We start from the raw sequence: 11,594 nt of genomic DNA on the forward strand, positions 1-11,594 counted from the left end.
ATATAAAGACGACCATCTGGCATTGTCCTTGCCTCTACATCTGGAATAAAAGTTTTAATATCTAGTGCTGGATTCATTTAAAGCCTCCCATTCATTATATTACTTTGTTAGACATCTATATTATAGAACCTTTTTTAGAGAAAAGTTAGTCGCTTTCATTACTTTATTTTATATTTATTTCAACTTTTAAGAGGTGGGAAAATGGAAAAAGAAAGTAAACTATGGCACGAAATTATTTCATTACATCAAAATATCCCTATTCGTATTTTTCGTAGTTTGGATGAAAAACAATCCTTTATTATTCCACATTTTCATGAAGAAATTGAAATTATATATATATCAAACGGGGTATTGGAAATTACTGACAATACTTCACAGCTTAAAATTAAGTCTGGCCAATTTTACATTTTAAATTCTAATATTATCCACTCTACTTTTTTTAAAGGCAAGCGGCTAGAAGGGATTGTCTTGCAAATATCCTATCCTTTCTTGCGTGAAGTCATTCCCAAAATTGATTATTATCAATTTCATGAATCGTTAGGGTCTACTGACAGAAAATCTATCTTCACTGGACATATAAAATCCCTATTAGCTACTGTAGAAAGTCAAGAACCCTATATGTATTTAAGAGCTTATTCATTACTTTTTCAAATCATAGAGATGCTGCTTACAGATTATAGTTGCGAATTAACTCCCAAGGAAAAAAATATTAATAAAAAATATTTCGATCGTATTCAAATCATAACAAATTACTTAAAACAAAATTTCCATAAAAACATTTCCCTACAAGAATTATCAGACTTAGTCCATCTAAATCCAACATACCTTTCCAGATTCCTCAAAAAAAATTTAGGTTTGTCTTTCTATGAATATTTGACTACTATTAGACTCGAATATGCTCAATATCAACTGCACCATACTTCGTTACCAATTATGCAGATTATCGAAGAAAGTGGTTTTTCTTCCTACTCGCAGTTCAATAAAGAATTTAAGAGTGTTTATCATAAGACGCCTCGAGAATTTCGTAAAAAACTCTAGAATATATAAAAATCACTATCAAAATCGCACTACTTTTAGCCCACTGATTCTATTGCAAAATTTGTATCGCTAAGCCTATTTATTCAGTAAACCGTTCAACTATCATTATCTTAAATTCTATAAATCATAGCTCTCCATTTATGAACAAGAAGTTCGTACAATTGTCTATTAAATCTATGGTTAATTAGACTAAAGAGTCTAGAATTTATAAATTCTAGACTTGTCTCTGATTATAAAATTAGTTAAATTGCTCAATCAACAGTCCCTTTGGGAACTTCATTCTCCTCAATCATTTGATCGTATTGTTCAGCAAACTCCCTTTCTTCCTCATTCAAAAATCCTTTAAATAAGACTTGACTGACATTTTCTCGATTAAAAAAATAGACTGCTTCGGGGGATATCATCCCTTGGGGAATCAATACAGCTCCATAATCATAAAAAAAGGCTTTTTTCCTATCTTCTATCACACTTGCTCTGGAAACGATCATTAATATGGATCCATCTCCGTCTTTTAAAGTAACTACGCTACCTAGTGGTAAAATTTTCTCATTCATTTTTTCTTTCCTCCAATTTTCTTTTTTGATAACTTCCCACCACATTAAACCATCCAATCAGGTTATTTTGCCACACGAGATAAAATGCAATATAGGGAAGTATACCAAAAAGACTTAATGGGATAAGTTCACTTCCTATTGGACTTCCTAAAAACGAACCTTGCTCGTTAATCTTAAATAGAATAAAGAAAAATCCCATTGTCATGCTTAAAAACAGTAAAGTAAGTATCCATGCAAAAATTTTCTTAGTGATCGTAACCTTTTTATTGTTAAAGATATTCCATATATTATTATTTTGGACAGCATTTCTAAATTCTTTTTTTGTGGCTTTCTCTGCATTTTTGATATCCTTATATAATATCCGGTGAGTAAGAGTTGCTAAAAAGGAGAATTCAAATATCCAAAAAAGAATCAAAAAAAACAACATGCCAATCGTATATTCTCCCGTAAAAAACTGATCTTTCCCAAAAAATGTTAGTACACTTCCACCCAATATAATGGCTATAAGAATTAAAATAATAACCTTTGAATTATTTCTAGTCTTTTTGTTACTTAACCATTGACTTTTCTTTGATTTTAAAATTTGCTTTCTTTTTCTATCAAAATAAACTGTATAACCAGCCGTTTCTCCAATATAAATAATTTTCTTCATTAAAGGGTTCTCCTCATAGAACGAATTTTGTCATAATCTCTTCTCTGTATTTTACCACAGTTTAAAATTATCCCAGTTCCATTCTCCATGAGCAAATCCATCGTAAAGTGTGTTAGAAATACCATTGACTAAATAACCTCCAACTGCTCCTGCTACGGTTCCAACTACTGGAATAGGAATAAGTGAACCAATTGCGGCCCCTGCATATAAAGACCCCACTGCCGTACCCGTATGTACAGCACCATCTATCATAGCACTCGTTTCTCCATATTCGTCTCTTCTTTCAAGATAAGTCAATCCCCCATCAAGAACCGCTGTTACCCCTCCAAAAACTCCTATACTTCTCGGTAAACCACTTGATATTCTTCCTGTTCCATTAATAATTTCGTCAGCTTTTTTGGCATTTTTTACTGTTCTAAAACGGTTTACATCACCATTTACTTGCCCCCATGTTTTTTTACCGGATCTTGTGCTCCTAACGGATGAATTATGCCAAGTCCCGCCTTTAATTTTTTTAATACTTGCCTGACTTTCGGCTCGAACCACATTTGCTGTAGAAGCATATCCTCCAGCCATCAGTCCCGTGCTAGCCAGTTCCAGATATTTTTCGTATTTATTTTTAATTGTTTCAGTCCACGTCAAATCGCTCTGTTTTGGAACTGTAAAAGTTCCTGTTGAGGAATTCCAAGCCGTCTTGGTTTGGGCAATCCCTTGATCAATAGCCTGTTTCAAGCTCGCAATTTCTGAAAAAATACTCGGTGAACTCGCATGAAAAGCAACTAATTTTCGAAGTTTGTCTTCGAGTTCCTTTTTACTCGTTTGGTAAACTTCTATCAAAGCTTGATTAAGTTTCAGCTGCGTTTGCTGATCCGTCTCTGGTAATGGAGATTGCAGCACTTGTTTCTGTAGCGCATTTGCTTGGTTGATAAGGTTGTCTGCCTGCCGGATTTGTTCTTCCAGCTCCGATTGTTTGAGATCTCCACTGTCCACTTCACTTTGATAACGCTCTGGGAATTTCTGGACGGCTTCTTCTGTCGCTTCCGTTAAAAGGATTCCAGCCTGAACAAGGGGCAACAGAACCGCGCTATAAAAAGCTTTGGCCGAATCATACGCTTTCCCTTTCAATAAAGGGCTATCTACCGTAAATTGATGAATCGCTTGTTGAAGAGCTTCATAGCCCTCTAAATGTTGCTGGCAAACCTGACTCGTACTAGTCGCTTGGGCTTTCGACTTTGACACATACATATCAATGCTCATGCTTTCCCCTCCTGTTCGTCTAAGAATGCTTTTCTTTTTCCGTAGGCGACTTCATTGACTTGGTCTTCCAAGTCTCTTTTTTCTTGTTGGAAGGATCCTTCCATCTCTTCAAAATGCTCTTGCGTCGATCGTGAAAGAGAGAAAACCCGTTCTTGCATTTGTTCGCGCAAAAAAGCCCGATCATTTTTCCGAAACCGCCAACTCACCTCTTCCACAAATCGGAGTCCTTGTCGAAAATGGTTCTCGTAGGCCTCTTGAAGTTGCTGAACAGCACGCCTTTTTTGTTGATTTCCGTCCACTTTCCTCATTAACCGCCGTTCTTCTTGCTGCCACTCGGTCCACGTCTTCATGGTGTTGGTCCTCTAATCGGTGAAAGGCTGGCTCCTATTTCCGCATCTTTTGCTGCAAAGGCTTCTGCAACGCTTTGCAAGTTCGTACTTGCTGTCGTTAACGCACTCGCAATCTGGGAAACCGCCTCGTCTTCTGCTTGAATGGCCGTGTGCGCCTGTGCATTCCCTCCAACTGTTGTTTCTTCATCCTTGGTCACGGTTGTTCCTTGTGTCTGGAGGAGCGAAACCGCTTGTTGAAGCGCGGTGGCTTTTTCGGAGGCTTGCCCCAAATCACTCGCTACTGTGTCCATTCTTCGTCCTCTCCTTTTCACTTTTTAGAAAAAACGCCTCTTACGAGAAACTCATAAGGGGCGTATTCGGTATGAGGCTTAAAACCCGAAGTTTTGAGAAAGTTGTTGATCTTGTTCTTCCACAGCACTGGCTGTTTTTTGAAGTTGTTGTTCAATTTGATCCATCAAGTTCGCAAATTCCGTTACTTTTGGTTTCAATTGATTAAACTGATCATCAAATTTTGCAAAAGCTTGTCCTTCCCATTCGCTCCGAAGTTGTTCTTGGGTTTGCGACAAGCGTTGTAGCATTTGTTCAATATCCCGAGCGCTTGTGCCGTAGGTTTTGGCACGATCTCGTAATTCAGCCGGGCTCATTCTGATTTGTCCTGACATTCTACGCCATCTCCTTCTGTTTTAATTTTCTACATGTATACAATAGCACAGTTTCCCTTCACCGTCTGTGTCTAATTTGTGACAATTTCGATTTCTATTCCATTAAAAAAACCAAAAAGAAACAAATCGTTTTGGTCTCTTTTTATTTTTCTTTTGGTTTCCTCCATCGCCAAGGTTTTGTCTTCGTTTCCAGATTCATCTGCTGCGCAACAGATGGGAGAGCTCTAGAGACTGAAACAGTTGTGGCATTTACCAGCCGGGCTAATAGTTTTAGATGGAACCATTTGGGAAACAAAATGTCAGTTTGTCTGCTTTTCTGTGGATAGGAAAGTTTCACAGCCAGCTGCAAAAAAGAGGAGAGCGTATACCGCATCTTCTCTTCTACGTTATGTGTGGCATAAAATAACTGTCGCTCTAAGATTCGTTTTTCTTTTTGAAGGAGCGAGAGAAGAAGATGCGTAAAAAGTGCATCTGATTTAAAAATGGCTTCGACCTCGTTTAAATCATATTCCCAATAGTTCGTTCTTTCTAATGCCTCCACATAAGTATCTGGCTGACTCATTCGTAAATAATCGCGAGGGGGCGTGAGTGCATAAATCAGGTCTCGCTCTTGATAACAGGAAGCTAAAATACCCGTTTCCACCAGTAGGAGCTTTTCTGGATTTACATGACATTTTTTTCCTTTCTCCAAATGCCGAATTGTTCCTTTAGCTTTGTGCTTAAGATGAAAAAGAAGTACTTGATCTTGTTCAATCCATTGTTGGAGTTCAAATAAATTCATAGCCTTCCAACCTTTCCTTCCCCTTTTTGATCTGCCTTTAGTATAACACATACTCAACAATCGAGTGGGCTCATAAAATATATCATCGGAGCAAGTCCGAAATTTTTAACCTCCAGACTTAAAGAATGTTACTTTTAGCTATTAGAATGGAACTAATACAACCCATTTTCTGAACACAAAAAAACAGATCATTATTATTGAATTTTCATTGTATTCCTAGCTCATTTTAAATTCCAGACGATAAGCTAGTTTTATCCAATGAAAAACATCCATTTTTTCTCCCTTTTTATGGATGCTTTTCCAACTCCCTTTTTACCAGTATGGTTTATTCCCTTTTTCTATATTGGCTTTTTATGTTTATTTTTCAATCAGGAATCTTACCTTCCTTTTGCCCCATTCAATTGACTCACTTAAAATAGCTAAAGATACCCAAAAAACCAAGTGCCAATAGAGTAAATTTAAGTGCATAGAAAACACCGCGGAAAAGGGAGAATCGCAACGTTCAAAAAGAGATTTACTATTTTCACGCTTCAGGAAAAAGTATGAAAATGGATTTACTTGTTGTTGGCTTGTACATTCATATTTCATCTTAATGAAAAAAGGATTTATCTCAACTTATATCCTACATCTGCTTATTCAAAATAAAAAAGAAACGAACCTAAAATCAAGACACAGAACCCTTTCAAAAAATGGGTTTTACATGTTTTAGGATCGTTTTTCATTTTGTTCTAAGCTCTTTTTCTTCTATTTATTCGTGATCAGTTCTCTTTCTTTTCTCTTCTCTTCGAGTACGATAGAGAAGATAACCGACAAGTAGAAGAAAGAGTCCTCCCATCCCTAGTAAAGACCGATTGGTTTGATCTCCCGTTTTAGGTAACGATGAAGCAGGATCTTCTGCTTTTATCACCTGAACCCCAACTTTAGGATCAGTTACAACTAAAACAGGTTGGTTAGGATCTGTAGGTGTTGAAAGAATTGGATCTGATTTCACAGGCGTCGTTGGATCTTGTGGCTGAGTCGGTTCTACTGGAAGCACTTCTTTTACTTTTTCATACACATAAGTCACCGTTTGAGCTGCATCTGTAAATATTCCTACCGCATTCTCGGGCTTTTCTATTAAATTCCACCCTGTAATTTCTTTTGCTGTTGTTGTGTAAGTATCTTTGTAATTTCCACTTAAGGTTTCAGATGGAGCTAATTTATTTCCATCTTCATCTACATATTGAACAGTCACTTCTTTTGGTTGCACGTTTTTATAAACATAATTGATTTTTTTTATCTGCCCCGTTTCTAATGTTCCATTAGGAGAATCTCCCTGCACTTTATCTAAAGTATAGCCATTAATTGAAGCAGCTTTTGTTTTATAAGGATCTCCACCTGGTCCAAAAAAGTACTCATTTTCAGCTAAATTTTTCCCATTTTGATCTACATATTGGACTTCCACTTTAGCTGGGTGATTAACAAACCGTGGGCTAACTTGCCACATTTTAGGAAAAATACCATAATAAAGTCCATCAGTGGGATCTTTAACGTTTCCCTTCAAATAATCTAAGTAGAAAGAGGTGAATTCTGATTTTTCATCCTTTGCGTATCCATATTTTTCTGCGCCATGCACATCCCCTTTAGGAACCTTTACAGGTGTATATGACATTTGATGACAGAATTCATGCAGAAACAAAATAGCTGGATAAATAGGTGTAAACGTATTTTGTGTATTGAGTACCCCACAAGAATACGCGGCTCCATTCACTCCCGTATAACTTACTTTTGAAGCAGCTCCCCCTATTTGCCCTTTATTTGTGATACTATTAACTGTCATAATGGAATCGTATTCTCCAAAAGCATAATTTTCTTTAATAAAATGCATAAAATCTTCTGAGCTATCTGCATGAACTAGTGTGTTATCTCCGATATTTTTTGTATCGTAATGAATATTTTGATCTAAAAATTTAAAATCAACTTGAAAGTTTACATTCGGCACCCCTTTATTTAATGTTTGACTGAGTTCATTTGCTGCTTGTCGTGCATACTTTTGTTCTTCGTCATCCATTGTAATCACTTTTTGAGTGTTACTTGTCTCACTTTGCAAGGTAACATTTCCTAAAGCAATGAAAAGAATTTTTATTTGAACTTGACGATTTGGAAAATCATGTTCCTGTTCCATTTGCTGTTTTTCAGCTTCATCCATAGCCTGAGCCAAAATCTGTTCTCTCTGATCAACTTCAATAGATGTAGATATTGCTTTTACTGAAACTGAACACGATAAGCATCCCAATAAAACTACAATAAAAAAAGCTATCAACTTTCCATTTTTTCTCAATCGACTCACCTTTCCTTTCTTTAACGATCCAAAAGCACTACATTTTATGTTTTTATTTCAAAACATCCATTTCGCTCGCTCACGCTCCACGAGCAAACTATAAAAGTTCTATTACTTTTTCAGGGACATGGTTAAGCGTTACTTCTTTATAGTCTTTTACATAAGAGCCCTTCACCTTTAATTTTAAAAAGTGATCTTCCTTTAATACGTGTGTAGCTCTAAATTCAATCACCCTTGTCTTTCCTTCTTTATTGATCGCTTTCTGTCTATATGTAGCATCCCCAAATGCATTCACACTAACAGGTTCGTTGATTCTCACAAATACCACTTCTTTTTTTACAAGCGGATTATATCGATCCATAATCTCTGCAAGTCCTCCTGCTTGATTAATGGTAATTAACCTAGCTTCTACTAAAACAATACACGCAACCACGACAAGACTTAAAATCCATACTAGTAGTTTTTTCATTTTATAGACAACCTTCCTATCTCTTGGCTTCCTCTCATCACTCTATAGAAATGTTTAGTCTTTCGAACCCATTGAAAGCAAGAATTTTTGATTGTCTAAATCGACATTTCAATGCAATAAAATTCTTGATTCATTAGATAAAATAAGTTTATAAGTTAAAAAGGTTTTTATAAAAATCATTCCACAGTTTCACATTGATTTGCCATGGCTTTTTATGGGTACGTAAGATGTGATTTCTTGTTAATGGGTGGAGCTGTTGCGAAAGATTTGCAGCACTTGTTCGAACCAACCTTGTGAATACAGACATTTTCAACCAAGAAGGGAGATTATAGACCCCTTCTTTCTTGTCTTCTATATGGGAACCATAATCCAAGAAAAAGAGCTCGTTTAGTAGATAATAAATACGCTCTTTCACCTTCATGTTTTCTAATTCTACCAGCTTTTGGACAATTTTTTCTTCTTTTTTGAACATAAATAACAAGAAATGATCAAGCAATTTTTCTTCTTCTAATTGTTCAACTACGTCTTTAATCTGAAATTCTCTATAATGTGTACGTTCTAATGCTTCCAAATAACTATCCGATTGATTGAAGAAAATAAACTGGTCTTTTCCCGCTAGTTGGTAAATGATTTGCTTTTTTCCATAACTTTTTACCACAAGTCCACTATCAATTAATATAAATTTGTCTGCCGAATATGAAATTTTTTGCTCTTGCCACAATATTTTCTTTTTTCCTAGAACATGCTCTCTCAAATAGAACGGAAATAAATCATCGTTCTCAATAAATGCTTGAAATTCTAAGAATTCCATCATGAAACAACTCCTTGACTTATTTAAAAAAAAGATATTTATGAAGTAGTGAATGGAATACTGGCTTGTTTCCCTTGATCTTGTATGACTAACTTTAATGGGTGGTTGTTCGTCACCTTTTTCGGCAAATCAAATACAATGTGTCCACTTTTCTTTTGACCAGCCTGAACCTTATTCAAGAAAAAAGTATTTTGGAGTTGCCCTTTTTTATCCATCTGCCCTCGAATCGTTGCTCGTTCGGCAATACCGTATATTTTTCCAGTTTTTTTATCCAGTAGCTTGAAGTTAAAAGTATTTAATGTTTTGACTTGTTTAGATGTGTTTTTTACCTCTAATTGAAGCACAACGAATTTTCCATTTGCAGGGGTCTTCCACTTGCCACTACCCACTTGAGAGGCTTGCTTTACTTCTTTAAGGTGGACTGAAAAGGAGGATGATACACTAGCTATTTTCCCCTTCTCTTTTTTTGTCTTCTGATCGCCTAAAAACATTTTGCCTATTAAAAATAGAGCGAGTAAAAGAAGAATAAGTAGTCCTGTCAATATCCACCACTTTTTAACTATTCTTTTGTTTCTTTTCTTTCTCATATGGCATTACCTGTAACCTTTCTTTTTAAAATTTCTCTGAAAAAGTGCCTGACAATTTGGGCATTTCACTTTCGTCATTTTGTGTTGAATATGAATCTGTTTCCCACAGCGTGGGCAATTCATTACCTTTTTTTGGTTCCTTAGATAATCCTGAATTTGCTTTTCTTGAGCTTCCAGTGAAATGCTACGTGTGATTTTAGGTCCACTTGGCATTATCTAGCCCTCCTTTTTCTTATTTTTTCAATGACTACCATCAAAAAGACGGCCAGCACCAACAATGCAAGATGAGAAAAAACCACGATAAGCAAGATAGCCGTTGCCTTTTTCTTTCCAAAAAAAGCGTGGCTTTCCGCTTGTTGATTCATAGGCGTCTTGCTTTTCAACGTTGCTTGCACAACCCATCTTTTATCAGTTGCAGTGGGCTTATCACACGTGACCAATGTTAACCGTGGCGACTCTGTGTCTTTCAAAACAGATACTTCTTTTTCATTGACAAGCATGGTTCGGCTGACTTGATAATAATAATTAGTTGTCCCATCTGTAAGATATACAGCCGCTCCTTTCTTTATTTTCATTAATGGAGAAAATAAAGCGTGCTCACTGCGCATATGATGTCCCGCTAAGCTATAGTTTCCTTCTCCCATGACTTGATCTGGCTGCATGGTAGTCGCACCCACCATTAAATGATTTTGTGTAGTGCCCTCTAAAACAGCTAGCTGCAAATCGATGCTCGGTATCGCGATTTGGCCAATCTTGCTAGCCAAATTGGCTTTATTCTCCGCAAAATTTTGGAAAACTTCTCTTAATTTAGGAGCTTCCACAACTTGGGAGAGTTGGTTTTCTGTCGGCTGTTTTTGGTTGACAGCTCCCTTATCATTTTCTTGATTGACGAGTTGTACACTTTGAAATCGTATCATTTCTTCCTTCCAAATTGGCGTGCACATCAGCCACAAGGCGACAAAAATAATAGCGGTCAACCCTATTTTTCTCATCTATTGAATCATCTCCTTTTAAAAAACAGGCTTCCTTAAATAAATCCTCTAGGAAGCCTGTTCTTTATTTAACTTTCTTTACGTCTCCAGGCATATCTCAATATACCGAAGCAGAATAGTCCGCTTATGAGAAGCCAAATCCACTCTATTTGATCGCCCGTTTTTGGTAAAGTGGCTTGAGGGGAATCTGATTGGATAGGTTTCGATGGATGATTAGGTGAATTAGGTGTGACTGGGTGATTAGGTGCTGGTGGTGTCACCGTTGGTATTTCGGAGTGAATCGTATCTCCAGCATTCCCAAAGTTCAAGTCCGCTTGGTTTGGAATTCCGCCATCTTGGATGTATGGCGCTAATTCTTCATCTGTCGCATCTGCTTTGATTTTCGTGGTAATCGTCATCGTGTACGTGTGACCCGCTAGATACGTATAGCTCCCGTCTTTTTGGTTCATCTCAAAGACCACGTTGTTGCCTTCTGTTGTTAACGTCCCATTGGCTGTTACATCTGTTCCGTTTTCATCGACCACTTTCACACTTTGAATCTCCAGCAAATCATTGATCTTGTCGGTAATGCTCGCTTGGTTCCAACTTGCAGTCGTGTTCCCGAAACTTGCCTTCACATGCCAGTCAAAGCTATCCCCTTGATTCGTTAAGTCTACGTGTTGGACATCGTTGATGTCTTTATGGATCTCGGGTTCTTTTGGTGGTGGCGTTACCGTTGGAATTTCCGAATGAATCACATCTCCCGCGTTCCCAAAGTTCAAGTCTGCTTGGTTCGGAATTCCGCCATCTTGGATGTATGGTGCCAATTCTTCATCTGTCGCATCCGCTTTGATCTTCGTCGTGATCGTCATCGTGTACGTATGACCCGCTAGATACGTGTAACTCCCATCTTTTTGGTTCATCTCAAAGACCACGTTGTTGCCTTCTGTTGTTAACGTCCCATTTGCCGTCACATCTGTGCCGTTTTCATCGACCACTTTCACGCTTTGAATCTCAAGCAGATCATTGATCTTATCCGTGATGCTGGCTTGGTTCCAACTTGCTGTCGTGTTCCCGAAGCTTGCTTTCACATGCCAATCAAAGCTATCCCCTTGATTCGTTAAGTCTACGTGTTGGACATC

At 37.2% G+C, this 11,594-nt stretch carries 15 protein-coding genes; 1 reads left to right on the forward strand and 14 read right to left on the reverse strand.

All coding sequences use genetic code 11. From position 1 onward, the window contains the following. Positions 1-201 precede the first annotated feature (201 nt). On the forward strand, positions 202-1,038 hold the full coding sequence (locus tag HCK02_RS11985; protein WP_167630347.1) for an AraC family transcriptional regulator: 837 nt from the start codon (positions 202-204) through the stop codon (positions 1,036-1,038). A gap of 251 nt (positions 1,039-1,289) precedes the next feature. Here HCK02_RS11985 and HCK02_RS11990 read toward each other — a convergent pair whose 3' ends face one another. From HCK02_RS11990 to HCK02_RS12060, 14 genes are all read right to left on the reverse strand, one after another. Next, positions 1,290-1,592 (reverse strand): DUF4176 domain-containing protein, encoded by a 303-nt coding sequence (locus HCK02_RS11990; RefSeq protein ID WP_167630348.1) that lies wholly within the window; start codon positions 1,590-1,592, stop codon positions 1,290-1,292. After that, the gene (locus tag HCK02_RS11995; protein ID WP_167630349.1) at positions 1,585-2,244 is read right to left on the reverse strand and encodes a hypothetical protein; all 660 of its coding nucleotides are present in this window, start codon (positions 2,242-2,244) and stop codon (positions 1,585-1,587) included. Before HCK02_RS11995 ends, HCK02_RS11990 begins: the two co-directional genes overlap by 8 nt. A 51-nt stretch (positions 2,245-2,295) precedes the next feature. Continuing rightward, positions 2,296-3,501 (reverse strand): T7SS effector LXG polymorphic toxin, encoded by a 1,206-nt coding sequence (locus HCK02_RS14135; RefSeq protein ID WP_246215598.1) that lies wholly within the window; start codon positions 3,499-3,501, stop codon positions 2,296-2,298. Continuing rightward, positions 3,498-3,851 (reverse strand): DUF3958 family protein, encoded by a 354-nt coding sequence (locus HCK02_RS12010; RefSeq protein WP_167630350.1) that lies wholly within the window; start codon positions 3,849-3,851, stop codon positions 3,498-3,500. Before HCK02_RS12010 ends, HCK02_RS14135 begins: the two co-directional genes overlap by 4 nt. Next, on the reverse strand, positions 3,848-4,141 hold the full coding sequence (locus HCK02_RS12015; protein ID WP_167630351.1) for a TIGR04197 family type VII secretion effector: 294 nt from the start codon (positions 4,139-4,141) through the stop codon (positions 3,848-3,850). Before HCK02_RS12015 ends, HCK02_RS12010 begins: the two co-directional genes overlap by 4 nt. A gap of 78 nt (positions 4,142-4,219) precedes the next feature. Then, positions 4,220-4,513 (reverse strand): WXG100 family type VII secretion target, encoded by a 294-nt coding sequence (locus tag HCK02_RS12020; protein WP_167630352.1) that lies wholly within the window; start codon positions 4,511-4,513, stop codon positions 4,220-4,222. A 142-nt stretch (positions 4,514-4,655) separates the two neighbouring features. Then, the gene (locus tag HCK02_RS12025; RefSeq protein ID WP_167630353.1) at positions 4,656-5,294 is read right to left on the reverse strand and encodes a hypothetical protein; all 639 of its coding nucleotides are present in this window, start codon (positions 5,292-5,294) and stop codon (positions 4,656-4,658) included. Between the two features lie 748 nt (positions 5,295-6,042). Continuing rightward, a complete protein-coding gene (locus tag HCK02_RS12030; RefSeq protein ID WP_167630354.1) occupies positions 6,043-7,614 on the reverse strand; it encodes a MucBP domain-containing protein in 1,572 nt (523 codons plus the stop codon). A 97-nt stretch (positions 7,615-7,711) separates the two neighbouring features. After that, positions 7,712-8,083, reverse strand: a complete 372-nt coding sequence (locus HCK02_RS12035; RefSeq protein ID WP_167630355.1) for a YxeA family protein — start codon at positions 8,081-8,083, stop codon at positions 7,712-7,714. Positions 8,084-8,231: 148 nt separating this feature from the next. Further along, positions 8,232-8,897, reverse strand: a complete 666-nt coding sequence (locus tag HCK02_RS12040) for a cyclic nucleotide-binding domain-containing protein (protein ID WP_167630356.1) — start codon at positions 8,895-8,897, stop codon at positions 8,232-8,234. A 35-nt stretch (positions 8,898-8,932) separates the two neighbouring features. Further along, a complete protein-coding gene (locus tag HCK02_RS12045; RefSeq protein WP_167630357.1) occupies positions 8,933-9,436 on the reverse strand; it encodes a DUF4352 domain-containing protein in 504 nt (167 codons plus the stop codon). Positions 9,437-9,487: 51 nt separating this feature from the next. Beyond that, complete coding sequence (locus HCK02_RS12050; RefSeq protein WP_167630358.1) at positions 9,488-9,694, reverse strand: zinc ribbon-containing protein; 207 nt, start codon at positions 9,692-9,694, stop codon at positions 9,488-9,490. Continuing rightward, positions 9,694-10,473, reverse strand: a complete 780-nt coding sequence (locus HCK02_RS12055; protein ID WP_167630359.1) for a class A sortase — start codon at positions 10,471-10,473, stop codon at positions 9,694-9,696. The genes HCK02_RS12050 and HCK02_RS12055 overlap by 1 nt, the downstream gene beginning before the upstream one ends. A gap of 68 nt (positions 10,474-10,541) precedes the next feature. Then, the coding region (locus HCK02_RS12060; RefSeq protein ID WP_167630360.1) for an isopeptide-forming domain-containing fimbrial protein at positions 10,542-11,594 on the reverse strand (1,053 nt) is incomplete at its 5' end.

This window comes from Listeria valentina (assembly GCF_011800755.1).
Classification (GTDB): domain Bacteria; phylum Bacillota; class Bacilli; order Lactobacillales; family Listeriaceae; genus Listeria; species Listeria valentina.